The organism is Marinobacter sp. NSM (assembly GCF_052380025.1).
Lineage (GTDB): Bacteria > Pseudomonadota > Gammaproteobacteria > Pseudomonadales > Oleiphilaceae > Marinobacter.
Genome location: NZ_JBQTCK010000002.1, coordinates 368,748 through 394,888, shown reverse-complemented (window position 1 = coordinate 394,888; position 26,141 = coordinate 368,748). Strand labels below are relative to the sequence as shown.

Annotated in this window: 20 protein-coding genes and 1 pseudogene; 8 read left to right on the top strand and 13 right to left on the bottom strand. The window is 59.3% G+C overall.

What is annotated here, in order from left to right:
- Window positions 1-71 precede the first annotated feature (71 nt).
- The gene (locus ACTZWX_RS05895; protein WP_444713142.1) at window positions 72-1,178 is read left to right on the top strand and encodes a GGDEF domain-containing protein; all 1,107 of its coding nucleotides are present in this window, start codon (window positions 72-74) and stop codon (window positions 1,176-1,178) included.
- A 50-nt stretch (window positions 1,179-1,228) separates the two neighbouring features.
- Window positions 1,229-2,002, top strand: coding sequence for a class II glutamine amidotransferase (locus tag ACTZWX_RS05890; protein ID WP_444713141.1), 774 nt, complete (start codon window positions 1,229-1,231; stop codon window positions 2,000-2,002).
- Window positions 2,003-2,186: 184 nt separating this feature from the next.
- On the opposite strand, the gene ACTZWX_RS05885 is transcribed toward ACTZWX_RS05890, so the two are convergent.
- Window positions 2,187-3,080, bottom strand: coding sequence for a metal-dependent hydrolase (locus ACTZWX_RS05885; RefSeq protein WP_444713140.1), 894 nt, complete (start codon window positions 3,078-3,080; stop codon window positions 2,187-2,189).
- 229 nt (window positions 3,081-3,309) lie between these two features.
- On the opposite strand from ACTZWX_RS05885, the gene ACTZWX_RS05880 reads away from it, so the two are divergent.
- Window positions 3,310-4,416, top strand: coding sequence for a helix-turn-helix domain-containing protein (locus ACTZWX_RS05880; RefSeq protein ID WP_444713139.1), 1,107 nt, complete (start codon window positions 3,310-3,312; stop codon window positions 4,414-4,416).
- A 318-nt stretch (window positions 4,417-4,734) separates the two neighbouring features.
- Complete coding sequence (locus ACTZWX_RS05875; protein WP_061331279.1) at window positions 4,735-5,142, top strand: NINE protein; 408 nt, start codon at window positions 4,735-4,737, stop codon at window positions 5,140-5,142.
- On the opposite strand, the gene ACTZWX_RS05870 is transcribed toward ACTZWX_RS05875, so the two are convergent.
- Together ACTZWX_RS05870 and ACTZWX_RS05865 are read right to left on the bottom strand one after the other, a co-directional pair.
- A complete protein-coding gene (locus ACTZWX_RS05870) occupies window positions 5,143-6,510 on the bottom strand; it encodes a WS/DGAT/MGAT family O-acyltransferase (RefSeq protein ID WP_444713138.1) in 1,368 nt (455 codons plus the stop codon). It abuts the gene before it with no gap.
- Window positions 6,511-6,623: 113 nt separating this feature from the next.
- Window positions 6,624-8,501: an MFS transporter gene (locus ACTZWX_RS05865; RefSeq protein ID WP_444713137.1), complete on the bottom strand. Its 1,878-nt coding sequence runs from the start codon at window positions 8,499-8,501 to the stop codon at window positions 6,624-6,626.
- A 144-nt stretch (window positions 8,502-8,645) separates the two neighbouring features.
- Here ACTZWX_RS05865 and ACTZWX_RS05860 point away from each other — a divergent pair, with 144 nt between their 5' ends.
- Window positions 8,646-9,311 (top strand): nitroreductase, encoded by a 666-nt coding sequence (locus ACTZWX_RS05860; RefSeq protein ID WP_444713136.1) that lies wholly within the window; start codon window positions 8,646-8,648, stop codon window positions 9,309-9,311.
- Window positions 9,312-9,323: 12 nt separating this feature from the next.
- Here ACTZWX_RS05860 and nirD read toward each other — a convergent pair whose 3' ends face one another.
- The 3 genes from nirD to ACTZWX_RS05845 all read right to left on the bottom strand — a co-directional run bounded on the left by nirD (window position 9,324) and on the right by ACTZWX_RS05845 (window position 13,632).
- Window positions 9,324-9,692 (bottom strand): nitrite reductase small subunit NirD, encoded by a 369-nt coding sequence (gene nirD / locus ACTZWX_RS05855; RefSeq protein WP_444713135.1) that lies wholly within the window; start codon window positions 9,690-9,692, stop codon window positions 9,324-9,326.
- A 169-nt stretch (window positions 9,693-9,861) separates the two neighbouring features.
- On the bottom strand, window positions 9,862-12,375 hold the full coding sequence (nirB, locus tag ACTZWX_RS05850) for a nitrite reductase large subunit NirB (RefSeq protein WP_444713421.1): 2,514 nt from the start codon (window positions 12,373-12,375) through the stop codon (window positions 9,862-9,864).
- Between the two features lie 27 nt (window positions 12,376-12,402).
- Window positions 12,403-13,632: an NAD(P)/FAD-dependent oxidoreductase gene (locus tag ACTZWX_RS05845; protein ID WP_444713134.1), complete on the bottom strand. Its 1,230-nt coding sequence runs from the start codon at window positions 13,630-13,632 to the stop codon at window positions 12,403-12,405.
- 363 nt (window positions 13,633-13,995) lie between these two features.
- On the opposite strand from ACTZWX_RS05845, the gene ACTZWX_RS05840 reads away from it, so the two are divergent.
- Window positions 13,996-15,294, top strand: a complete 1,299-nt coding sequence (locus ACTZWX_RS05840) for a nitrate- and nitrite sensing domain-containing protein (protein WP_444713133.1) — start codon at window positions 13,996-13,998, stop codon at window positions 15,292-15,294.
- Between the two features lie 49 nt (window positions 15,295-15,343).
- Here ACTZWX_RS05840 and ACTZWX_RS05835 read toward each other — a convergent pair whose 3' ends face one another.
- From ACTZWX_RS05835 to ACTZWX_RS05825, 3 genes are all read right to left on the bottom strand, one after another.
- Window positions 15,344-16,207, bottom strand: coding sequence for an ABC transporter ATP-binding protein (locus ACTZWX_RS05835; protein WP_444713132.1), 864 nt, complete (start codon window positions 16,205-16,207; stop codon window positions 15,344-15,346).
- Window positions 16,208-16,399: 192 nt separating this feature from the next.
- Complete coding sequence (locus tag ACTZWX_RS05830) at window positions 16,400-17,392, bottom strand: ABC transporter permease (protein ID WP_444713131.1); 993 nt, start codon at window positions 17,390-17,392, stop codon at window positions 16,400-16,402.
- Between the two features lie 11 nt (window positions 17,393-17,403).
- Window positions 17,404-18,768 (bottom strand): CmpA/NrtA family ABC transporter substrate-binding protein, encoded by a 1,365-nt coding sequence (locus tag ACTZWX_RS05825; RefSeq protein ID WP_444713130.1) that lies wholly within the window; start codon window positions 18,766-18,768, stop codon window positions 17,404-17,406.
- A gap of 336 nt (window positions 18,769-19,104) precedes the next feature.
- Between ACTZWX_RS05825 and ACTZWX_RS05820 the strand changes: the two genes are divergently transcribed.
- Window positions 19,105-19,251, top strand: coding sequence for a hypothetical protein (locus ACTZWX_RS05820; RefSeq protein WP_172972231.1), 147 nt, complete (start codon window positions 19,105-19,107; stop codon window positions 19,249-19,251).
- A gap of 2 nt (window positions 19,252-19,253) precedes the next feature.
- Window positions 19,254-21,929, top strand: coding sequence for a nitrate reductase (locus tag ACTZWX_RS05815; protein WP_444713129.1), 2,676 nt, complete (start codon window positions 19,254-19,256; stop codon window positions 21,927-21,929).
- A 7-nt stretch (window positions 21,930-21,936) separates the two neighbouring features.
- On the opposite strand, the gene ACTZWX_RS05810 is transcribed toward ACTZWX_RS05815, so the two are convergent.
- The 4 genes and pseudogenes from ACTZWX_RS05810 to ACTZWX_RS05795 form a co-directional block, all read right to left on the bottom strand.
- Complete coding sequence (locus tag ACTZWX_RS05810; protein WP_444713128.1) at window positions 21,937-22,593, bottom strand: hypothetical protein; 657 nt, start codon at window positions 22,591-22,593, stop codon at window positions 21,937-21,939.
- A 175-nt stretch (window positions 22,594-22,768) separates the two neighbouring features.
- A complete protein-coding gene (locus tag ACTZWX_RS05805; RefSeq protein ID WP_058092827.1) occupies window positions 22,769-23,287 on the bottom strand; it encodes an Hcp family type VI secretion system effector in 519 nt (172 codons plus the stop codon).
- Window positions 23,288-23,491: 204 nt separating this feature from the next.
- Complete coding sequence (locus ACTZWX_RS05800; RefSeq protein WP_444713127.1) at window positions 23,492-25,222, bottom strand: protein kinase domain-containing protein; 1,731 nt, start codon at window positions 25,220-25,222, stop codon at window positions 23,492-23,494.
- Window positions 25,219-26,054, bottom strand: a pseudogene (locus ACTZWX_RS05795) (formate/nitrite transporter family protein). Before ACTZWX_RS05795 ends, ACTZWX_RS05800 begins: the two are co-directional and overlap by 4 nt.
- Between the last annotated feature and the right edge of the window lie 87 nt (window positions 26,055-26,141).

The window sequence follows — 26,141 nt, the reverse complement described above, 5'->3', positions numbered from 1 at the left end:
AATACCGATTGCTTATTTTACAACCAGTCTTCAAGGGCTATACTCTGAGGCTGATCCAGGGAAGAGTCAGCATGAATACGCCAAAGCATCCCGATCTGGGCGCGGCGCTGGAACACAGCCGCTCCGGTTTGCGGGACAACCACCGCCGTACACTCGCAAGATTACTGTTTTTTGTCACCGGTTCCGCACTGGTGGTGTTTGCTGTGCTTCAGTTTTTCAACGGATTCCCCTGGGTGTCTGCCATTGAACTGCTTGCCAGCGGCCTTCTGTTCTTCGGCGCGCAACGGCTGAAGACCACGCCCCACCTGCAGCAGTGGATCTACGCCTACCTGGTGGCCATCTTCTCATTCTTTATTGTCATCATGTTGTTGCCGGATGCCTCCATCGCGGCGTTTGTCTGGGTGTTGATGATGCCGGTGCTGGCCTATTTGCTGCTGGGTAAATGCGAAGGCATGATCCTGAGCGTGCCGTTCATGGTTGTCGGCCTTGTTGTCTACTACTTCTTCCTGGAAACCGTCGGTACCGCCCACGGCATGATTGATCTGCTGAACATGGTGTTGTGCGGCGTGCTTATGCAAGTGTTCATGCATATGTACGAGGAGCGCCGGGAGGAGGCCGAGCAACGGCTGGTGGACATGGCCCAGACCGATGCCCTGACCGGACTGGCTAACCGGGCTAATTTCCAGTCCACCCTGGCCCGCACGATTGCCGAATGCGAGCGCAACGGCAGCGGGTTTGCGCTGGTGGTGATGGACATCGACCATTTCAAGCTGGTGAACGACACACTGGGCCATGATGCCGGTGATCACGTGCTGCGCAACATCGGCCAGTGTCTGAGCGAACGCCTGCGTGCCACTGACTCCGTAGGCCGTCTTGGTGGTGAAGAGTTCGGTTTGATCCTGCGGGACGTAAAACCCGCAGACGCCTTTGAACTGATGGACGAACTGCGAGAGCGTATTGCCGGCCGGGAGCTACGCTACGGTGAGGCCGGTATCCGGGTGACGGCGTCGTTCGGCATTGCCCAGTGGCCTGACCATGGCCAGGACGCCGAAACCCTGTTCTGTGTCGCCGACCGCTGCCTTTACACCGGCAAACGCGCCGGGCGAAATCGGGTGGCCCCTGCGGGACCAATACACCGTGACCGGAGCGAAAAAACCGTGGCTGGAGGTACGGTCTGAATCGGTTATCCTAGGGCGGACAGCATCGATAGCCAAGGACCGAATTCACCATGTGCGAACTGCTGGCCATGAGCGCCAACACCCCCACCGACCTGTGTTTCAGCTTCACCGGTCTGACCCGCCGTGGTGGCGAAACCGGCCCCCACAAAGACGGCTGGGGCGTATCCTTCTATGAAGGAAAGGGCGTTCGCAGCTTCCACGATTCCGACGCCAGCGCCAGCTCCCGCCTGGCCGAAGTGGTCCAGACCCACCCAATCAAAAGCGAAGTGGCCATCTGCCACATCCGCCAGGCCAACGTCGGCGAAATCTGCCTGGCCAACACTCACCCATTTATCCGCGAACTCTGGGGCCGCTACTGGGTCTTCGCCCACAACGGCCAGCTCTCCAACTTTCGGGCCGCAGAGGGGTTCTACGAGCCGGTGGGCGACACCGACAGCGAAGCCCTGTTCTGCGACATCCTCAACCACCTGCGCAGTCACTGTGACCGCAATGCACCTCCGGAGGAAGTGGTCGAGAGACTGGTGCGCCTGTCACAAACCTACGCCCGCGAAGGCGTATTCAACCTGCTGCTGAGTAACGGCGACTGGCTGTTCACCTACTGCACCACCAAAATGGCCAGCATCACCCGCCGAGCCCCCTTCGGCCCGGCTCGCCTAAAAGACGCCGACGTGACCGTCGATTTCGAATCCGAAACCACCCCCAACGACATCGTCAGCGTCATTGTCACCGAACCCCTAACGAGTGATGAACAGTGGGATGTCTACCAGCCAGGCGAGTGGCGGCTGTGGAAAAAGGGAGAAGTGATAGCGGCAGGCGGAAAATAACACTCCGGGCCAAAAAGAGCCCAGAGCACAAAGCCCAGTCAAGCAGGAGAGTGGGTTGGGAGGGCTTTCCTGCAGAAAAAAAGATGTCTGAGCGCAGCGAGTTGTTTTTTCCGGAAGGAAAGCCCTCCCAACCCGCTCGCCAGCGTAACTCCAGACCCCCCGGAGTCACGCTGAGCGGCAGACCTTACTGCAAGGTCCGCCGATTGCCATTCTTATACTGCGGCGCAATATAACCCTCGATCTCCGCCTTGAACCGCCCAATCACCTCACTGTTGTCCTTGTCCCAAGGATGGAAACCAGGCTTAAAGTACTCCAGCCAGGTCGGAATCAGGCTGGAAAACGCCCCGTCCTTGCCCCACATGCGCCACATGCCCTTGGCGGCATCCTTCAACGAGAAATGCTTGCGATCATGCATCACCATACGGCCCGTGTACCAGGTGCCGACAATGCCCAGTGCGACCGTGCTGAACACCTGATAGAACGCCCGCTCGGCGTAGGTGCCGCCAGCCTGCTGGAAGACATCGTAGGCCACCGCCTTGTGTTCGGTCTCCTCGATGGCGTGCCATACCCACAGCGGGCGCATGGATTCGTGCATGTCTTCGCGCACATCGTCCCGCTCCAGCAGCATATCCGCCATCATCGCCGTGATGTGCTCCAGGGCACAGGTAATGGCCAGCTGATGACGCTTGGGCAGCTTGCGGGCGACATCCAGGATGACTTTGAGATCCCGCTCCATCTCTTCCACCGGCATACCCTGGTCACGTACATGCTGGTTCATGGCAATGTGTTCCAAAGAATGCATGGCTTCCTGGCCAATAAAGCCCCGAACCTCATCCTTCAGTTTCTTGTCCTGAATCTGATCGCGGAATGCCCGTACCGAATCCACAAAGAACTGCTCGCCCTCGGGGAACAGCACCGACAGCGCGTTCATGGTATGACTGATCAGGTAATTGTTATCCAACCAGTACCGGGGTACCTGTTCTCCAAATTCAAAGCCCATGCGCTGCGGCTTGATCGAGACATTGTCCGGTGTATGTGAAACCTTGTTTTGCTTGTCTGTTTGAGTTGTTGTCAGCATGTCTGTACTCCTCTGCGATTGAACGCTTTGGCTGATGTCATGGCTTCAGTGTGGAGGAGTCAACGGCGTTACAGAATGCGAGGTTGGGACGGCTGTCGTTCACATTGGGACAAAAAGCGCCGCACAATTGGCCCGGGAGACAGGTAAATCGGTGCGAGCCGCCCCACTGCCAGTGGCGGTGGCTTCTGATAGAGTCAGAAACACGACAAATATCAATCAGGGACATGGCATGGCATCAACCAGTGCAGACAAAGAACGACAAATGCTGGGGCTGTTCCTGGTACCTGGCGTTTACCTGCGGGTACTGGGTGAAACGGTGCGCCAGCTTGGCCACAACGACCGTGCCCTTTACCAGGGGCTGAATTTCACGGCGGACGACCTCAAAGCCAACGACAGCCGCATCTTCGTGACCGATGCCATTCTGATGGCCCAGCGCGCCCTGGAGCTGGCCGGAAAGGATGGCCTTAGCTTCCACTTAGCCAAGGAACTGCGGTTAACCATTCACGGCACCCTGGGATTCGCTGCCCTGACCAGCCCCACCTTTGAGGGCGCGCTGGATTCCGTTCGCCGCTACCTGCAACTGCGGGCCCCGTTCCTGAGCATGAAACAGTCCCTGGCCGGTGATCAGGTGCTGGTGCAGCTATGCACCGAATTCGACGTGCCGGGCTTGTATGGATTTCTGGCCGAAACCGTCAGTGCCACCCTGATCCTGTTAACCGAACAACTACTGGACCGTGCCGACGCCGAAAGCCGGGGCTTTGCCCTGGAGGACGGCAAGCTGCCGGGCGTCTCGGTACGCCTGTCCGGCCCGGAGCCGGCTTACTACGCCCGGTTTGCCAGCCAGTTACCGGTGCGCTTTGAGTACGGCCAGCCAGAGGAAATGCTGGTGTTCCCCCGCAAGCTTCTCGATGTTCGCATGCGCCTGGCCGACGCCGAAGCCTCCCGCATGGCCCGGGACCAGTGCGAGTTTGAGCTGCAGAAAGCGCTTAAGGAACAGGGCGATATCGTGCTCGCGATTCGCAACATGCTGCGCATGACGCCCGGGCCGCTGCCGTCCCTGGAAGCCATGGCGGAGCGTTTCTGTGTGTCGTCCCGAACGCTCAAGCGCCGATTGGCGGAGAAAGACACCAGTTACCGCGAAATCGTCGAGGCGGTACTGAAAGACCGGGCGATCCAGCTGTTGCGTTATACCAATCAGTCGGTCAGCGAGATCGCCTATGAGCTGGGCTACGCAGACTTGTCCAACTTCAGCCGGGCATTTCGCAAGTGGACCGGGAAGTCGGCGTCCGAGTTTCGTGAGGGTGGGGTTGATCCGGCTCCGGAGGTGGGGCCTTGATAGTTTGTTTGTTGCGCCTTTGGGTTGGGAGCGTGACCACCCCACGCCCTGCTGACGTTTTAGAAGGTGTATCTATTAACACATAGCGGTTTTTGAGCGTTCTTTTCAGTGTTCTGTATTGGTTTTCGCAGTTGTCTTTCCCCGCCTATGCCCCGATATTGTGACGGACGGGGAGGTGGGATTATTTTTCCCGCCAGAAAAAAGATGTCTGAGCGAAGCGAGTTGTTTTTTCCAAGGGAAAAATAATCCCACCTCCCCAGTCCCGCCCCCAAAACCCACAGGCTAGGGCCGGAGTTAAAGCCAAAAAAAGGAACCAAGATGAACGGACAACCAGACACCCACAGCAAAATCATCGGCTACCTGCTCTGGATCTTCGGATTCCTCGGCTCCCACCGCTTTTACTACGGCAAACCCATCACCGGCACCATCTGGTTCTTCACCTTCGGGCTGTTCCTCATTGGCTGGATCATCGACCTGTTCCTGATCCCCAGCATGGACCGCCAGGCCGACAAGCGCTTCCAGGAAGGCAATATCAGCTACAACATCAGCTGGATACTGCTCACCTTCCTGGGTGTGTTCGGCGTACACCGCATGTACATGGGCAAGTGGATCACCGGCATCATCTACCTGCTTACCGGCGGTCTGTTCCTGATAGGTGTGCTGTACGATTTCTGGACCCTGAACAGCCAGATCTCGGAACGCAATCACGCCGACCAGATCGGCTGATTACAGGCCCGCGGCCGCTTCCAGCTCTACCAGGCCGTCTTCCAGGTAATCCAGCATCCGCTGCAGGCTGGGCAGGGTTCTTCGGCAGCCAATCAGGCCGAATTCTACCTGGCCGTTGTAGCTGGTCAGGGTCATGTTCAGGGCCAGGCGGTCCATGGCGATGGACACCGGGTACATGCCCTCCAGCTTGGCGCCATTCCAGTAACGGGGGGAGGGTGGCCCGGGCACGTTGGAAATCACCACATTAAACGTCTGCCAGTTGGGCGCCATCCCCGTCAGCAGATGGAAGGCGGCGGGCGCCAGGGTCAGGGCGGTGTAGTTGATGATTTCTTCAGACGACATATGGCGGTAGCGGTCTTTGGCTTCCTGCATGCCGTGATGGATTTTCAGCAATCGTTGACCGGCATCGTTCTCGTCCGTGTGCAGGTTAGCGAGGATGACACCCACCTGATTGCCGTCGGAGCTGTCGTCCCGGTGCAGGGAGACGGGCACGAAGGCGATCAAGGGTTTTGCCGGCAAGGCATCCTGGTTCATCAGATAGGTACGCAGAGCCGAGGCACACATGGCCGTGACCACATCATTCACCGTGGTGCCGGAGGCCTCGCACACCGCCTTGATCCGAGTCAGGCAGTAGGATTGCGCGGCGAAGCGCCTTGAACCGGTGATCTTCTGATTCAACATGCTGCGGGGCGCATGGAAAATGGAATCGTAGGCGGGGTCTTTGCGGGCCTGGTTGACCGTTTTCAGCAATTCCTTCGCCACCGTGGGAATGGTGCCCAGCTGTTTTCCGGAGCTGCCCAGTAAATGCGCAACGCTGCGCCACAGGGACGGGCTGTTATCGTCCCGTTCGGCCCTTTGCCTGGGGGGTAAGGCCCAGATCGGCGGCAGGCCCATTTCGGTGGGGTCTTCACTCAGCATCCGGGTGGCCATGCGCATGGCGGACACACCATCCACCAGGGAGTGGTGAATCTTGGTGTAGATCGCGAATTGCCGGTCTTTCAGGCCCTCAATCAGATGTACCTCCCACATCGGCCGTTCCCGATCCATCAGGTGGGAATGCTCGGCGGAGACAAACGACAACAGCTCCCGGATACGGCCGGGGGTGGGCAGCGCTTCAAAGCGGAAGTGATGCTCCAGGTCGAGATGTTCATCCTCCACCCACATCGGTTGCCCCAGTTTGTAACTCAGCCGTTGGTCGAAGGGCCTGGTCACGCGGTGCTGGGTTCTCAACTGGTCTGCGAGTTGGGCCACGTAATCATCCGGCGCGCCTTCCGGGAAGGAAAACAGCTGGAGACCACCCACGTGCATGGGTTGCTGGCGCTTTTCCAGCCAGAGAAACAGTTGATCGGTGGGGCTCAGAGGTTTCACAGCGCAATCCTTGTTATTGATCTATGGGTCGATACTAGCGCAAGTCGGCCCGGGCTTGATTGACTTTATTAACCCTACGCTGTGTTAGCCCGGCGATTACGCGGCAGGTGGTATTAGCGATGGTCACCCCGCAAGGCTTTGACTTTTTCCTCCAGCAACGGTGCAGCGGCCTGCTCCGGGGCGACGGGGTAGTCGGCCAGAAGATGTATTCTGGACCAGAAACGCTTAGGCAGGTGGCTGAACGCCGGGCCGCCGCAGTGGCTGAAGAAGCTGCCCCACAGGCCTCTCAGTGCCATTGGCACGACGGTGACCGGCCGGCGCTGCAGAATCATGTCTACGCCAGATTTGAAAGTATCCACCTCGCCGTCTTTGGTCAGTTTGCCTTCCGGGAAGATGCACACCAGATGGCCCGCGGCCAGCTCCTCATCAATGCGGTCAAAGGCCGCTTCGTAGATCTCCGGGACTTTGGATTTAGGACCAATGGGGATGGTCTTGGCCAGTCGGAAGAAACTGCCCATGATGGGGGTGGAAAAGATGTTGTGGTCCATCACAAAGCGCACCGGCCTGCGCACGGCACCGGCAATCACCAGGGCATCCATGTAGGACACGTGGTTACAGACCAGCAGCGCTGGCCCTTCTTCGGGGATCCGGTCCAGGTGATGATGGCTGACCCGGTAAACGGTGTGGGACAGTACCCAGATCACAAAGCGCAGGGCAAAATCCGGCACCTGTTGGTAAACAAAGCCCGCCACGATCAGGTTCATGATCGACAGCACCAGGAAAAACTCGGGAATGCTCAGCCCGATCACACCCAGCATCAGCATGGCCAGCAGGGCACTGATCACCATGAACAGGGCGTTAAAAATGTTGAGGGCGGCGATCACCCGCGCCCGGGTGTCTGGCGAGGCTTCTCGCTGAACATAGGCATACAGCGGCACGATAAACAGCCCGCCAAAGATGCCGATGGCCAGCAAGTCGATGGCCACCTGACGGTAATGGGGGTCGGTGATGATCATCCACCAGTCGGAGGGTATGGGCTGCTCGGGCATGTTGAAGTACAGGTCAATACCGAAGAAACTGAGCCCGAGGGAGCCGATGGGCACAATGCCCAGCTCAATCTTGTGGCCGGACAGCCGCTCACAGGCAATGGAGCCGGCGGCAATGCCAATGGTGAAAATCGCCAGCAGGATGGTGACCACGGTTTCGTCGCCCATCAGGTGGGTTTTGGCAAAGTTGGGGAACTGGGTCAGGTAGGCGGCGCCGAGAAACCAGAACCAGGAGATGGCCAGAATGCTCAGGAACACATTGTGGTTTTCCCGGGCGATGGCCATCAGCTTCCAGGTTTCCCGGAGTGGGCGGAAATGAATCCTCAGATCCGGCGCGGCCGCCTCTGCCTTGGGAATACGCAGCGCGGCGATCAGGCCTGCGACGGCAAGCAACGCAACGGCCACCGCGATCACCGGGCCCGGCACCGGAGCTTTCATCATCACGCCGGCCATCAGAGTGCCCACCAGTATGGCCACAAAGGTGCCCATCTCCACCAGCGCGTTGCCACCCACCAGCTCCGAATCCTTCAGGGCCTGAGGCAGAATGGCGTATTTTACCGGTCCGAAAAAGGCCGATTGCACACCGGTGAGGAACAACAGCAGGAACAACATCTCGTACCACCCGAACCAGAGCCCGACAGCGGCGACGCCCATGATCACCACCTCGGCAAACTTGATCCAGCGGATCACGGTAGACTTCTCGAACCGGTCCGCCATCTGGCCGGCAATGGCGGAGAACAGAAAGAACGGCAGGATAAACAGCATGGCGGCGAGGTTGACCACCACATTCGCCGACAAACCGAACAGGCCCCCGGCGGTGTAAGTGACCAGCAACAGCAAGGCGTTCTTGAACAGGTTGTCGTTGAATGCCCCGGCAAACTGGGTCACAAAAAACGGCAGGAACCGTCGCTCTGACAGCAGGCGAAACTGACTGTGATCTTCCATGACCCGGGAACCTTCAATTGGTCTTGTAATGTTGCCGGAGACTAAACCCGCCAGTGAGGGTGGTCAAGCTCTGAAACGGCCTCCATACTGGGCCACAGTCTGAGCCTGTTCAAACAACAACGACGTTTTTGGGAGCTGTCTTCAATGGATGTACAACAAGCCGTCCAGTCCCGTAAGTCCGTTCGGGATTTCCTGGACACCCCGGTCTCCGAGGCCACCCTTCGCAAAATGATCGAAACCGCCACCCGAGCGCCTTCCGGCGGCAACCTGCAACCCTGGCACCTGCACGTAGTGACCGGCGACGCCCTGGCCCGCCTGAAAAACCTGATGCGGGAGAAAGTCAGCAAAGGCTTCAACGAAGTGCCGGAATACGAAATCTACCCGCCCAAACTGCAGTCACCCTACCGCGACCGCCGCTTCGAGATTGGCGAGCTCATGTACCGACAGCTCGACATCCCCAGGGAAGACAAGGTTGCACGCTTTGAGTGGTTCAAACGCAACTTCGAATTCTTCGGCGCGCCCGTGGGCTTGTTCTGCACCGTCGACGACAACATGGGCCCGCCCCAGTGGTCGGATCTGGGTATGATTCTGCAAACCATCATGCTCCTGCTGCGCGCCGAAGGCCTGGACAGCTGCGCCCAGGAATCTTGGTCGGTGTACCCGAAAACCATCAGCGAATTCCTGGGCCTGCCCGAACACCGCAAAGTCTTCGCCGGCATGGCCATCGGCTACGCCAACCCCGACAGCCCGGTCAACCAGATCACCAGCCCGAGGGCACCGCTGGAAGAAAACGTCGAGTTCATTAACTGACCTGATCGAACCTCAGGCGGCCACCGACGCCGCCTGAGCCACCGGCACCTCCAGCCGAATCCGATTGCCGTCCAGCAGCGCCGGATACGTTTTCACCTGCACACTGTCATCCTCCAGACACTGTCCGGTACGCAAACTGAAATGCTGTTTATACAACGGCGACGCCACCACCGGCTCCCCGTTGATATCCCCGGTAATCCCCCGGGCCAGCACGTTCGAGCCACTGAACGGATCGGTATGGCTGATGGCAAACAACGCCGGCAACCGGTGTGGCAGGTAGAACACGGCGATAGGGCCATCTTCGGTCCACACCGCAATCCCGGAATCGGCCACCAGATCGTCCACCGTACAAACCGCTTCCCAACAAGTCCGAGCTTTCATAAAAAATCTCCCAAATCCCTATGTATGTCTGCTGCCTATCCCACAAACGTTTGTGAGCGTGGGGGCCGGATTCATTTTCTGGCAGGAAAAAAGATGTCTGAGCAAAGCGAGTTGTTTTTTCCAGAAGAAAATGAATCCGGCCCCCGCGCTCCGCCCCAAAATCAGAAGGCTACAAAGAAGCCACATCCAAAACAGGCCGCCGCTGCCCCCGCTCCGAAGTCCAACGCTGCACCGGATCTTTCTGTTCCGGCGCATTCACAAACTCCCGGAACCGTTTACGCTTCTCCGGATCCTCCACCGCGGTCTTCCACTCGCACTGATAGGTATCCACCAGATCCGCCATGTGCTGCTCCAGCTCCTCGCCAATACCGAGGCTGTCCTCCAGCACCACCTGCTTCAGATACTCCAGACCGCCTTCCAGATTCTCCATCCAGACCGACGTCCGCTGCAGCCGGTCCGCCGTGCGCACATAGAACATCACCACCCGGTCAATCGTCCGGATCAGCTCCTCATCTGACAGATCCGTGGCAAACAGATCCGCATGCCGCGGCCGCATACCGCCATTACCACACACGTACAGGTTCCAGCCCTTCTCCGTAGCGATCACCCCGAAATCCTTGCTTTGGGCCTCCGCACACTCCCGGGTGCAGCCAGACACCGCCATCTTCACCTTGTGGGGCGCCCGCAGGCCCTTGTAGCGATTCTCCAGGGTGATCGCCATGCCCACGCTGTCCTGCACGCCATAGCGGCACCAGGTGCTGCCCACGCAGGACTTCACCGTACGCAGGGACTTGCCATAGGCGTGGCCGGTTTCAAAACCGGCGGCGATCAATTTCTCCCAGATCTCCGGCAGCTCACTCAGGGTGGCGCCGAACAGATCCACCCGCTGACCGCCGGTGATCTTGGTGTACAGGTTGTACTCCTTGGCCACCTCGCCCAGAACGATCAGCTTGTCCGGGGTGATCTCGCCGCCGGGAATTCGCGGCACAATCGAGTAAGTGCCGTTCTTCTGCATATTGGCCATGAAGGTGTCATTGGTATCCTGCAGCGGCACGTGGTCCGTGGCCAGGATGTGCTCGTTCCAGCAGGTAGCCAGAATCGAGCCCACCGTGGGTTTGCAGAGATCGCAGCCCTGGCCCTTACCGTATTGCTTGAGCAGGCCCCGGAAGGTGCGGATGCCGTTTACCTTCACCAGATGGAACAGCTCCTGGCGGGTGTAGGGGAAGTGTTCGCACAAGTCCGTGCAGACTTCCACGCCGCGCTTTTCCAGCTCGCTGTCCACCACCTTTTTGAGCAAAGCGGCACAGCCACCACAGCCGCTGCTGGCCTTGGTTTCAGCCTTCACGCCGCCCAGATCGGTGCAGCCGGCGTCAATCGCGCAGCAGATGTCGCCCTTGGTGACGTTGTGGCAGGAACAGATGGAGGCGGTATCCGGCAGGGCATCGGCCCCCAGGGCCGGGGCACCGCCTTCGCTTTCCGGAAGAATCAGTGCTTCCGGGTTCGCCGGCAACTCAATGCCATTGAGGGCGTATTGCAGCAGGGTGTCATAGGGGCCGTTATCGCCCACCAGAATGGCGCCCAACAGGGTCTTGCCGTCCTGGCTCACCACCATGCGACGGTAGTGGCCGGCCTGCTCATCGTTAAAGCGGATGTTGCGGGCGCCGAGAGTCTTGGCATGGGCGTCGCCGATGGAGCCCACATCCACTCCCAGCAACTTCAGTTTGGTGCTCATGTCGGCACCGGTGAAGGCCGCAATTGCGTCATTGTTCAGCGCCGCTGACAGAGTGCGGGCCATGGTGTAACCGGGCGCCACCAGGCCGAAGACAAAGTTGTTCCAGAGCGCGCATTCACCGATGGCGTGGATGTTAGGGTCCGAGGTAGCGCACTGATTGTTGATTACAATCCCGCCGCGTTCGCCCACTTCCAGTCCGCAGGCCCGGGCCAGGGCATCCTGGGGGCGAATGCCGGCGGAAAATACAATCAGGTCGGTTTCCAGATGGCTCTCATCCGAGAAATTCATCCGTAGCCGCGCGCCACTGCCCGGCACGATGGCGGTGGTGGCTTTCTCGGTGTGAACCTGCACACCAAGGTCTTCAATTTTCTGGCGTAACAGGGCGCCGCCCTGATCGTCCAGCTGAACCGGCATCAGGCGCGGGGCAAACTCCACCACGTGGGCCTGTAAACCAAGGCTTTTCAGCGCGTTTGCTGCTTCCAGCCCCAGCAGGCCGCCGCCGACCACGACACCGGTTTTAGCTGACTGGGCACTGGCCTGAATGGCGTCCAGATCGTCCAGGGTGCGGTACACGAAGCAGCCATCCTGATCGTTGCCTTCAATCGGCGGTACAAACGGATAGGAGCCGGTGGCCAGCACCAGTTGATCGTAGGTGTACGCGCCTTTCGGCGTTGCCACCACGCGGGTGTTCCGGTCGATGGCGGTGACCGGCTCATTCAGGCGAAGGTCAATGCCTTGTTCCGAGTACCAGTCTGCTGTGCCCATAGCGAGGTCCGCGTGGGTGGAACCGGTGAAGTACTCCGACAGATGCACCCGGTCGTAGGCCAGCTGTTTCTCCTCACCGAATACGATCACCTGGTACGCCTCGGCCGCTGGGGACTGGCTGAACTGTTCCAGGAAGTGATGGCCAACCATGCCGTTGCCGATCACGATCAGGGTCTGTTTATTCATCATGCTGTCCTCTCTCTTGGCAGCCAATCAGGCTGCTGCGTCGCAATAGGGTTTGCCGAAAGCGATGGTGTCCCGGTAGCGGGATATATCCGTGCCTGAACGAATCAACTCGCTGTACCAGGGGCCACTGCTGGTGTCGCCGAGCAGAATGGCGCCGGTCAGGCGGTTGTGTTCCACCAGCAGTTGGCCGTAGACCGCTTGGGCGTAGTCCTGCCACACAATGGTTTCGGTGTGTGGGCCCGGAGTGATCGGCCCGCAGGAAAAAATGGGGAGGTCACTGATTTTCAGGCGGGTGGCGATTTCTCCTGGTGTGAAACCCGGGCTTCCGGACACCTGGCAGAGATGCCGGGCCAACACGGCCGCCTGCTCGTAGCCGGGCTCCACCAGGCCAAACGTGTGTTCCTGAAACTGGCAGCATTCACCGAGGGCGTGGATATGAGGATTGGAAGTGGTCATCTGCGAATCCACTTGTACACCCCGGTCGCAGGCCAGGCCGGCTGCTTCTGCCAGTGCTTTGTTCGGATGAATACCGGTTGCCAGCACCACCAGGTCAGTAGCCAGCACGGTGCCGTCGCTCAGTTGTACCGCCTGGACCTGGTGTTTGCCCAACAGCGCCGCAGGTTCTGTACCGGTCAGAACGGTGAGGCCCCGTTGCTGTAACTGGTGCTTCAGTAATTCTCCGGCGGCTGGATTGAGCTGGCTGTTCAGAAGGTGCCCACTGCGATGCAGAATTGTGACGTCCATATCCCGGGCCCTGAGCCCCTCGGCCGCTTCCAGGCCAAGAAAACCGCCGCCGATGACGACCGCACGGCGATGTGTCTGCGCCCGGTGAATCAGGGTGCGGGTATCAGTCAGATCCCGGAAGGTCATCACGCCATCCAGATCCTCGCCGGGCAGGCCAGGACGTGAAGGGCTGGCGCCAGTGGCCAACACAAGGGTGTGGTACGCCAGCGTGCGCCCGCTTGCGGTCGTTACCCGGCGCTGATGCGGCTCGATGGCCGTGACCGGCTCACGGTTATAGACCTCGATTTTGTGCTGGCGGAACCAGGACCGGGGGTTCAGTTCCAGCTCCGACTCCCGGACCTGATTCGCCAGCAAGGACGACAGCTGGATTCGGTTATAAGCAGCGAAGGGCTCGCCGTTGAACACCACAATGCGGCTGAACGGGTGCCCTGTGGCCACCAGTTGCTCCAGCAATCGCTGCGCAACCATGCCGTGGCCGCAGATCACCAGCGCAGGGGTCTGTGTGTGTTCCATAGGTGCGCTCCCTTACTCAACGAATAGCCGAAAACCAAACGAAAAAAGCCGGAGCATCATGCTCTCCGAAGAGAACAGATGGTCCGGCACCAATGCCAACAACAATGATCTGATGGTCCGGCCTGATTCCATGGCCGGGACAGTCGTCCTTGGTTAGTACTTAGCGATCTCCATGCCAACTTTTTAACTCCATTTAATTCAGTTGCTTAGATGATATCGCTGCTGGATTTCACCTGTGCCGGCCAAAAAAGATGCCCCGGGATGGGGCGAAGCGCACGAAGATGATGCCGGTGGTTCTGGCCTGTTAATTGCTGCAGTCCTGGCAGACAGGAACTGCTGTGTACCGATACCAGGAGTTGCACCATGAACAGCAAACGCCAGCCCAACACGACCGCGACCGCGACAGCCGCAGACTTTCTGATGGCCTCCCGGCAGTGCGAAATCCGCAATCTGGAGTACTTTCTGCAGATGGGGCGGCTGGTGCAGAGCGTGGGTAACCTGGTGCACGGACTGCAACGGGAGCGGGGGGCTACCAATCTGTATCTGGGGTCCGGTTGCCAGCGTTTCGCCCGGGAGCGTTCGGTCATCCTGAAAGAGAACGACCAACTGACCGCAATCTTCCGTAAGGCGCTGACTGACATACAGGAAGACCTGACGACCCATCCGGTCAGCAGCCCGCTGTTGGGGCATATTGCCAGCGCCCTTCATAGCCTCGATCAGCTGGCCGAGTTCAGGCAGAAAGTGGTCGGGCAGGAAGCCAGCGTGGCGGATGCCACGGACTGGTTCTGCGACGCCATCCATCAGCTGATTACGGTGGTTTTTGAAGCCGCCGAAACCGTCGCTGAACCCTCCATCGCCGGCCTGTTGGTGGCCATGGTGCATGTGATGAATGGCAAGGAATACTGTGGCCAGGAGCGGGCGGCAGGCTCCGCGGGATTCTCCAGCGGCCAATTCGAAAACGCACTGTCACGGCGCATGATGCACCTGGTTGAAGCGCAGGAACGTTGTTTCGAGGTGTTTGTCGCCTTTGCCAACGACGATAGCCTGGCCCTCTGGCAAACCCTGCGGTCTCACCCGCGGGAACTGGAAATAGAACGGATGCGCCAGAAGGCGGTGTCGGTGGGACCCTATAAGTCCCTGGACAGGGAAATGGCCGACCGTTGGTTTAACCTGATGACCGACCGCATGGATGACCTCAAGAAAATCGAGGACTCTGTAGAGAACGCCTTCCACCACCGTTGCGTGGAACGATACACCGAGGCGCGCCACTCCCTGGCTCATCAGGAAAGCCTGTTAGCCTCGCTGGAACAGCGGAACACCTCGACAATGCCGGTGCTGGTGGTCTGCGATAATGGTGTAGATGCGAGTACGGCAGATGCCTGGGCCGGTGACGGTGTCGGGCAGCAGTCTGGCCGGTCCATCTTTGATCTGGTTCAGGAGCAAACCCGCCGCCTGCGACAGATGTCTGAAGAGCTGCAAAGTGCAAAAGAAGCTCTGGAGGACCGGCGCACCCAGGAAAAGGCGGTGTTGCTCTTGATGGAGCATCGTGACATCAGCAACGACGAAGCCCATAGATTGCTGCGAAAGCTGGCGATGGATCAGGGCAAACGCCTGCCTGACGTGGCTAGAGCCTTGGTCTCCATGGCCGGCGTGCTGGGCTGAACGCCAAGGTGCACCGGGGCGGTCGTTCTACCACCGCCCCGGTACCGACTCAGGCTGTTGCAGTCTGCTTCTCACCCTCCGATTCCCGCTTCGCTGAACTGGCGCCTCGCCGACTATTCAGCGTTTCCAGCTTGCGCTGCTTCTCATACAGGAACGACAGCACCTCCTGCCGGTAATGCACGTACTTGGCATCATCCGCCAACGTCACCCGATTACGCGGCCGAGGCAAATCAATGTGCAGATCCTCCCCCACCGTCGCCGCCGGCCCGTTGGTCATCATGATGATGCGGTCCGACAACAGCACCGCCTCGTCCACATCGTGGGTGATCATGATCACCGTATTGTTCAGCTCCTGCTGAATCTCCATCAGCGAATCCTGCAGATGTGCCCGAGTCAGCGCATCCAGGGCCCCGAACGGCTCATCCATCAGCAGCACGCTCGGTTTCATCGCCAACGCCCGGGCAATCCCCACCCGCTGTGCCATACCCCCGGAAATCTCCCCCGGCCGCTTATTGGCGGCGTGGGCCATATTCACCAGCTCCAGGTTGTGGGTAATCCAGTCCCGGCGCTCCTTACGGTTCATCGACTTACGAAACACCTGCCGAACAGCCAGCTCGACATTCTCATACACCGTTAACCAGGGCATCAGCGCATGATTCTGAAACACCACCGCCCGCTCCGGCCCTGGTGAATTCACCTCATGCCCGTCCAGCACACAGCCACCCTTGGAGGCCTGCAGCAAGCCGGCGACGATATTAAGCACGGTCGATTTACCACAGCCGGAGTGGCCGATCAGTGAAACGAACTCCCCTTTCTGGATCTTCAGGTTCACATTGTCCAGGGCAACGAACGGCCCTTTCGGCGTATCAAACGCCATTTCAACGCCAGTTAACTCTAAATGTGATTTAGCCATAACAGAATCCCCTAAACAGGTCAGACGAGCGCCGGGTGGGTAGTGCCTCCCGGGACCCTCAAAAACATGGATGTTTTTGCGGAGCGTACAGGGACGTATTCACCGTGTGTCCCGGGAGGCACTACCCACCCGGTGCGGCATGCTCCGCCGTCAGAGATTTCAGGGTTAAACGCGGCAATGGGTGAGTGTTGGCTACTCATTCCAGGCCACCTTCTTCTGAATCAACAGCATCACCCGATCCAGCAAAAACCCGATAAACCCGATGGCCAGCACCGCCACCATGATCCGGCTCAACGACTGACTGCTGCCATTCTGAAACTCATCCCACACAAACTTCCCAAGCCCGGGACTCTGCGCCAGCATCTCCGCCGCAATCAGCACCATCCAGGCAATACCCAAAGACACCCTCAACCCGGTAAAAATCATCGGTACCGACGACGGCAGCACCACCTTGCGAACGTGGGTCCAGAACGACAGCTTCAGCACCTTCGACACATTCAGCAGGTCCGGATTCACCGCCGCCACCCCAACGCTGGTATTGAGAAGCGTCGGCCACAAACTGCATAGGGTGACCGTGATCATCGACGTCAGAAACGACTTCTGGAACATCGGTTCATCGCTGACGTACGTGGCTGACACCACCATGGTCACCAGTGGCAGCCAGGCTAGGGGCGACACCGGCTTGAAGATCTGGATCAGCGGATTGACCGCCGCCTGAAAATACCGGTTAAGACCGAACACAATTCCCAGGGGCACCGCAATCAGCGTGGCCAGGGCAAATCCAGACAACACCGTGACCAGGCTGGTACCGATCTGGTCGATAAAAGTGGGTGCGCCGGGATAAGACCGGATCCGCACCTCCGCCTCCGGGTTGTCAGCCAGAATCCTGGCATTACGCTGCTCCTGCATGGCGATGAACTGGCTGGCGCGTTCCCGCTGGTTGGCGTGCTCTTGCCAGAGTTGCCCCGCCTGCTCCCAGACCTGAGCCGGCCCCGGAAAGGCGCCAAGGGACGTCTGCACCTGGGGAGCTGCCAGATGCCAGAATCCCAGAAACACCAGAATTCCGATCAAGGGCAGCAAACTCTGTTTGCCGGCCGCCAACAATTCATTCGGGCTCAGCCGGGCGAGCAGGTTGCGGCTCCTGGTCGCCATCGACTGACCAATCCTTATGCTTAATGTGCTCATGTTGTGCCCCCTTACGGTGTCTCGGTGCCTTTCAGCCCGATATCAAAGCGGTCTATGTAAGCGTTCGGCTCGCGAGGTGTGAAAGGCACACCGTCAATCAGCTCGCCCTGGTAGGGGCGTTCAAAGTTCTCGGCGTCAAAGTCCGGGAAGTCACTGGCATTCATCACGCCATCATCGATCAGTGACTGTGCGGCCTGAGCATACAGATCACCCCGGTATACCCTGGCTGCGGTCTGCATGTACCAGTCATCCGGCTTGGCGTCCGGAATCTGGCCCCACCGGCGCATCTGGGTCAGGTACCAAATGGCATCCGAGGGATAGGGGTAGGTGGCGTGATAGCGGAAGAACACGTTGAAGTCCGGAACCTCCCGCACATCCCCTTTCTCGTATTCGAACGTGCCGGTCATAGAGTTGGCGATCACGTCTTTGTCTGCGCCCACGTAGCTGGAGCGTGAAAGCAGCTCTACCGCTTCCTGGCGATTTGCGTTGTCGTTTTCATCCAGCCAGTAAGCCGCGCGGATCAGTGCCCGTAACAACCGAAGGTGGGTATTGGGATGCTTCTCTGCCCAGGTCTCGGTCACACCAAAGACTTTCTCAGGGTTGTTTGGCCAGATCTCATAATCAGTGATGACCGGCACCCCGATGCCCTTGAATACCGCCTGCTGGTTCCAGGGTTCGCCCACGCAGTAGCCCTGAATGGTGCCGGCTTCCATGGTCGCCGGCATTTGCGGCGGCGGGGTAACGGACAGATGAACATCGGCCTGCAAGGTGCCACTGGTATCACCCCGTTGTGGGGCGTAGAAGCCGGGATTCAGGCCACCGGCCGCCAGCCAGTAGCGGAGTTCGTAGTTATGGGTGGACACCGGGAACACCATGCCCATCCGGAACCGCTCGCCTTTGCTCAGGGATTGCTCCACCGCCGGTTTCAGTGCGCTCGCGGAGATCGGGTGGGCGGGTTTGTCGCCATCCATTTCCAGGTGGGGCTTCATGGTGTCCCACACCGCGTTGGACACGGTAATCGCGTTGCCGTTGAGGTCCATGCTGAAGGCGGTAATGATGTTGGCCTGAGTGCCATAGCCAATGGATGCGCCCAGAGGCTGGCCGGCCAGCATGTGGGCACCGTCCAGCTCGCCGGTGATCACCCGGTCCAGCAGCACTTTCCAGTTGGCCTGCGCCTCCAGTTCCACGAACAGGCCTTCGTCCAGGAAGTAGCCTTGCTCCCAGGCAACCGCCAGGGGCGCCATATCGGTGAGTTTGATGAAGCCCAGCTTCAGGTCTGGTTTCTCGGCTGGCCCGATGCTCGCCTGGGCCAGTGTGCTCAGCCCGATCAGCGCGGCTGTGAGCAAGCCTCTGAGTTGATGACGGCGTGTGTTCATGCTGTTACCTCTCTGTGTCTCTCTTTTCTGGCGCGCAAAAAAAACGCCCACCCTCCGTTTCCGGAGAGCAGGCGCCAATGCCTTAGAATGAGAGATGTGATGTCTTGATGGTTCGCTGTTACCTCAGCATAAGCCGTGCCATTTTTTAATATTCATAGTTTTCAAAGGTTTGATGTCCATCTCCGTGTTTGGCGAGGGAAACGACAGTAAAGCCCGGTCTGTTTTTGGTGCAACCTGAGCGATTTCGCACCAATGTGAAACCTCAAGTCAGGGGATATCCCGGCCTTGCCTGAGCTGATGACCTGCTGAACAAGGCCATAGCCCGGGTGTTGCCACATGGCCGGCCTGGTAAATGCTGGTTTGGCAATCTCTGGCCCCGTTATTGCTTTCCATAAAACAGACAATTTTGGCAAAGAAGCCCGCCCCGGCTCTGGAAACAGACCCCGGATGGCGGGCTTTTTTATGGGTAAAGCAGAGGATTGATCATGAAAAACCGCCGAACCACTCCTGAAAGTACCGCTACCACTTGCCCTTATTGCGGTGTGGGCTGTGGCATTCTGGCGAAACCTGACGCCGCTCAGGGCGATGTAGGGCACCCGGCCAATAATGGTCGCCTTTGCGTCAAGGGTTCTGCGTTGCATGAGACCGTGACCGGACACGACCGGTTGCTGGCCCCTCGTGTGGCAGGGCATAACGTTGAGTGGTCGGAAGCTATTGACCGGGTAGCGGAGGCCATCCGTGTTTCGGTCAGAGATCATGGCCCGGAGTCTGTGGCTTTTTACCTGTCTGGCCAACTGCTCACCGAGGACTATTACATCGCCAACAAGCTGGCCAAGGGCTTTATTGGCACCCCGCACGTGGATACCAATTCCCGGTTGTGCATGTCGTCCGCGGTGGCAGCCCACAAGAGGGCGTTTGGTGAGGACTGCGTGCCCGGCTGTTATGAGGACCTCGAACTGGCGGACTTACTGGTGCTGGCGGGCAGTAATGCCGCCTGGACGCATCCGGTGCTTTATCAGCGGATAAAAGCGTCCCACCGGTCCGGGCGCAAAGTGGTGGCCATTGACCCAAGGCAAACCGCAACCACAGAGATGGCTGACCTGCACCTGCAACTGCGGCCGGGAACCGACACCCTGCTGTTCAATGGCTTACTGGTTTGGCTGAATGACCACGGAGCCCTGGCCACACAGTACATGGAACAGCATTGCAACGGTTTCGAGGAAACCCTGAGCGTGGCCCGCGCCTGCGCTCCTTCGATACTGGCGGTCGCCCGTGGCTGTGACCTTCGGGCTGTGGACGTGGAACGCTTCTATCGGTGGTTCGCCGAAACCGATCGGACAGTCACCGCCTTTTCCCAGGGTATCAATCAGTCGGTGGCTGGCACCGACAAGGCCAACGCCATTATCAACTGCCACCTGGCCACGGGGCGTGTTGGCCGGCCCGGCGCCGGTCCGTTTTCACTCACCGGTCAACCTAATGCCATGGGTGGGCGGGAAGTGGGCGGTCTGGCCAATACCCTGGCGGCCCACATGGACTACGACACGCCCGGCGCGGTCCAACGGGTTGCCGACTTCTGGCACAGTGAGAAATTGGCAGCGGGACCGGGCTATAAGGCGGTGGATCTGTTTGAAGCCGTTCATCGGGGCGACATCCGGGTGCTCTGGGTGATGGGCACCAATCCTGCCGTCAGCCTGCCCGACAGCGCCCGGGTCCGGGAGGCCCTGGCGCGATGCGAGACCCTTATAGTCTCAGATTGCGTGGCCCAGACCGATACCACGGCGTATGCCGATATCCTGCTGCCTGCCGCCGGGTGGGGCGAGAAGGACGGCACCGTGACCAACTCGGAACGGTGCATTTCACGCCAGCGTCGATTTTTGCCCGTGCCAGAGGGTGTCCGGCCGGATTGGCGAATCATCCGGGATGTCGCCCAGGCGCTCGGTTATGGTCACGCCTTTGATTACCAGGAACCTGCGGAGATTTTCAGGGAACATGCGGCACTGTCCGGTTATGGTAACGGCGGTGAGCGAGTGTTTGATATTTCCGCCCTGGCCAAGCTGAGCCCCGCGGAATATGACCGGCTCCAACCCGTGCAGTGGCCGCTTACCGGGGGCAATCCCGGCTCCTGGCTGCAGACCCGACGGCTGTTCTCCGATGGTCGTTTCCCCACGCCCGATGGCCGCGCCCGCCTGGTACCGGTTTCGAACCTGCCGCCCGGACAGCAGCCCGATGCCCGGTATCCCCTGATCGTGAATACCGGCCGTATCCGGGACCAATGGCACACCATGACGCGCACGGCAAGGGCGCCCAGACTGTTTGCCCATCGCAGTGAGCCTTTTATCGAGGTGCACCCGAAGGACATCGCCACCTTTGGCTTAATGGAAGGCGCACTGGCTACCCTGACAGGGCCAACCCGAAAGGGATTTACCGGCCGGGTCCGGGCCAGCGCCGCACAGAGACCCGGAGAGGTATTCGTTCCAATTCACTGGAACCGGCAGTTTGCATCCTCAGCCTTGGCCTCCAACCTGATCGCCCCCATCGTCGACCCGATTTCGGGGCAGCCGGAAGCCAAATTTGGCGTAGCCACCCTTCGGCCACTCATCACCCGATGGCAAGCCCGGCTGATGCTGCCCGCGGCCGGGGGCACCACATTGGACGCTATGTCACTGGACTACTGGAGCCACCAGGCGCTGCCTCATAGCCGGTCCTGGTGGCTGGCCGGTCGACGGTCCATGGACTGGCGTGAATGGGCCCAGCAGGTGTTCGCCAGGGAACCGGAGCTGGTTATGCAAGATGTTGCCCGGCGTCGTTTTCGTGCGATCTGGCTCACTGGCAACCGGTTGGATGGCGTATTGCTTGTGGAGCCCTGTGTGCAATCCATGCCGGACCTCGGCTGGTTGGATGATTGTTTTGGCTCCGATAACCTAACGCCGGAGCAGCGCCGATCCTTGTTGGCTGCAGGCTCGATTGATGCAGAACCGACCGGACCGCTGGTCTGCAGCTGTTTCCAGGTAGGCGAGCGCCAGATCAACCAGGCAATCGAGGATGGGGCCGCCAGCGTTGAAGCCTTGGGCCAGCGGCTGCAGTGCGGCAGCAATTGTGGCTCTTGTATACCTGAAATTCGTGGCTTGCTGGCGAAATCGGCGGATCGGGAGCCTGCCTGAAACCGGATCAGTCCGGGCTGCGTAGCAAAGAAACCGGCACCCGGTACCGCAAACCGCGGGCATTCAAAGTAACCGCAACCGTGCAGGTTTTTCGGTTCACCCGGACGACCTGGCCCCGTTTCTCGTGCCGGCCTTCGCCAAAACAGACCGCATCGCCTATTTGCCACTGTTGGAGTGCCCGGACGGGGTTGGGGAATTCAAAGGGTGTGCTGGAAAGCTCCACTCCGGTTTTTCCTGCAGTCTCCTCAAGATACTGCCGGGTGGCGATTGCCGCACCGCTGCTATACAACCCGTCCAGCGCCGAATAGAAATGCCGGTTGTGCACTGAACCATAGTGTCGCTGGCCTGCACTGTATTGCAGCAAATGGGCAAACTCATGGCAGCAGGTATGGGACAGCAGGTTCAATACACTCACCTCGCCCCCAAAATAGCCCCGGCCCCGGATCTCCCGCGTCGATAACCAGCCCTGAGCGGTTTCCGGCTGATGCTTGGCGGCAATCATCCTGACCCCGTAGTTAATCAGATGCTGTTTACGCGCCGGATCATAACGGTGATAGGTGGCCTGGCCAGACCCCACCCGCAACGCCAGCCCGGCGCCCCGGTTTTGCTCCCGAACCCGGGCTTCGGCGGGCGTCCACAGGATGTGGCGCGTGGCTTGGCACATGAGAGTGCCGATTGCTCGAATGGTTTCTGAATGCGGGGGTGTCACAGAAGTCATCGATCCGGTTTAGCCCATGCTGTGGGGTAATGTGAAAACAGTATTCTCCGGTAATCTGCCGTTAAAAACAAAAACGGCCGGCCCGAAGGCCAGCCGTTTTGGGTGATCGACCCTGAAAAAATCAGGCTTCGATCGGCGTACGCCAGTCGTCTGCACCGGAAGTACCGGCAACGGCATGCTCCCAGGTGACCTTGCGGTAAGACAGGGAAACAGTCACCAGCTGGGTGAAGTCAGCGTTGGCTGCGTCCTGGCAGTGGGGCATGTTGCAGTTGATGTCGATGATGGTGGCATCTTCCAGGATGGTGGAGAAGAAGTGCTCCTGCTTACCTTCTACGGAAGTGCGGTACCACTTGAGCTCTACCTTCGGCAGCATTTCGCCGGAAGCCAGGGCGTTGTACATCAGCGGGGTGGCTTTGTTCAGGGCAGAAGTGAACTTGAACGGCTTGTGTACACGCTGGCCGGAAGGCTGACCAGACTGTGGGTCAGTCGGAACGGTGACAACGTGGCTGAATTCCTGAACCAGCACTTCGTCTTCGTGACCTTCAACGTAGATGTTACCTACGGAGTCGGAAGTGAATGCGCCAGCGGTGATGTTACCCTGAGTTTTACCTTCGATGCTGATATAACAAGGAGTTGGCATAGTCTGCTCCATGACGTTTAAGTGAATGTTTGTCCCCGGGCTGTTCCCTGGACGCGCTTACTGGTTACAAGCGCTGTGCCAAATCTAAAAAAACTATTGAATACAATCGCCTAAGTAATTTCTGGCGACACTGAAATTTGTCGTGAGCAAACCGTTGCTTGCCCTTTGGGCGAGCTTTTGCTGGCCGGGCAAGAAGTTGCCCGCTCAGGGGCGCCAGGCGAATGATGCCAGCAAGGCGAGTAACAACAGCGCAGACATTCCCTGCCAGAAGGCCACCGGGTGGCGCTCCATCAGGGGTTTCTGGTGATGCTGCTGCCACTGTGGATTGGGTTGGCGCAGGTCGAACAGGAACTCCGACAGGGTCGGGTAGCGTTTGTGGGGTTCCGGGTGCAGGGCACGGGCCAGTGCGTGGTCAATCCAGGCTGGCAGGTCCTCCCGGTGCAGGCGAGCGGGATGGTATCTAAGCTGACGCAACTGGCGGTGATTGCGAATGCCCGGTATCCGGGTGCCGTAGGGTAGCTGGCCGGTCAGCATCTGATAGGCGATTACGCCCAGGGAAAACTGGTCCGCCTGCCAGCCGGTAGTTTCACCGAGACAGGCTTCCGGAGCACTGTACAGTGCAGCGCCACGGGGCCAGGTGGGCTCATCGTAGCCATGAAGTTCCTGCAGGCCGGCGATGCGGGTGGCGCCGAAGTCGATGAGCACCACGGTGCCCTCGCCGTTGATCAGGATATTCTCCGGTTTCAGGTCCTGGTGCACCATTTCCAGCCGGTGAAACGCCCGCAGCCCCCGGGCAATCTGTTCCACCAACTGGCGCACGGTTTCCAGTGCCGGCGCCGGGTGGTCCAGAAGCCATTGCCGCAGGCTGATGCCCTGAACGTACTCGGTGGCCAGGTACAGGCAGCTGCGTGGGCGTTCCGGCGCAAACGCTTTCACCACGTGAGGGCTGTCGATGCGCTGGGCTACCCATTGCTCGGTGGCAAAGTGCTCCAGCCCCGCCGGGTTTTCGCGCAGTTCCATAGCCGGAACTTTCAGGGCGACTTGCCGATTGCTGGCTTGATCGACGGCCAGGTAAACCTGGCTGCGGCTACTGGCGTGAATCGGCCGCACAATTCGGTAGCCGTCCAGCACCTGTCCTGGCGCCAGTTCCCGGGCGAAGGGCAGTTGCTGAACATCCCGGGTAACTTCGTCATTGCTTTTTCCACCAGCAACCGAGTTCACCCGAACCAACTGCACGCTCAGGTTGTCGTCGCTGCCGGCAGCGAGAGCGTGGCGGACCAGCTCTCGGGCGGCATGGTCCAGGTCTTCCCCCGCCGCTCGGATAATGCCGGCCATGTCACGCTCGGTCAGATGTTCATAGGCGCCGTCAGTCGCCAGCAAAAAAGTATCACCCGGCCATACCGGCACCGCCAGGTAGTCGATGTCGACCTGCTGGTTCAGCCCCATCGCCCGGTTCAGGCAGCTGTCTTCCTGTGACAACCATACCCGGTGATCGGTGGTTAGCCGCTCCAGCGAGCCCCCCTGCAACCGATAAATACGGGCATCGCCAACATGGAACAGATGGGCTGTCGCCGATTTCAGTACCAGCACACTTAGGGTGCAGACGTAGCCCCTGTCCCGATCATAACGGTAGCGGCTTTGCCGGGTCTGGGCGTGCAGCCAGGCGTTGGTAGCCCGAAGCACCCGCTGGGCAGACTGCTTTACCGACCAGCTGTCCGGCGTCGCGTAATAGTCGCTCAGAAAGCCAGCAACCGCGGATTCGCTGGCAATCTGGCTGACGTTGCTGGAGCTGATGCCATCGGCAATCGCCACCGCAATGCCCTTGGTGCCCAACTGATGGTTATCCGGGATTATCAGTCCATGAAAATCCTGATTGACCGGCTTGGGCCCCTGGTCAGTGTGCTGGCCGGTGGAGACCGTGAGCTGTGAGGTCATACCGCATTGGTGTTAAAGCGTTCTGGCAGAGTACGCTTGGGAGCCGTGCGCACATGGGTGGCATAGAGAGTCAGACCAGTGAACGACAGGCCGCCAACCAGGTTACCCAGCACGGTGGGAATTTCGTTCCAGACGAAGTAATCCATGATGCCGAATTCACCGCCCATCAGAAGGGCAAAGGGGAGCAGGAACATGTTGACGATGGAATGCTCAAAGCCCATGTAGAAGAACAGCATGATTGGCATCCACATGGCCAGCACCTTGCCCTGTACCGTGGTTGAGATCATCGCCCCGACCACGCCCATCGACACCATCCAGTTACAGAGTACGCCCCGCAGAAAAATGGTAAACCAGCCGGCTACCCCATGTTCCGCGTAGCCTAGCGTGCGCTCTTTGCCAATGGCAGCAATGCGGTCGCCAACCACGCCGGGTTCGGTATTAAAGCCGTAGGTCAAGACAAAGGCCATGATGACAGCGACGATTAAAGCGCCGGCAAAGTTACCCAGGAATACCCAGCCCCAGTTGCGAAGAATGCCGCGGGTATCCACCCTCGGGCGTTTGTCCAGCAGTGCCAGGGGGTGAGCATGAATACCCCGGTGAGCAGGTCAAAACCCATCAGGTAGAGCATGCAGAAGCCCACCGGGAACAGCATGGCGCCAATCAGCGGGCTGCCTGTCTGAACGGCAACGGTGACCGCGAATGCCGCTGCCAGGGACAGGATGGCACCGGCCATAAAGGCCCGGATCAGTACATCCCGGGTAGCCATGTAGATTTTCGATTCACCGGTGTCCACCATTTTGGTGACGAATTCCGACGGCATGATGTAAGACATAGGTTATTCCCTGATTCCTTCCGGGCCCGCGTCTTTCTGGGGGCGAAAAAAAACGGCGATGCCCATGGACTGCCGTGGTTGGCAGGC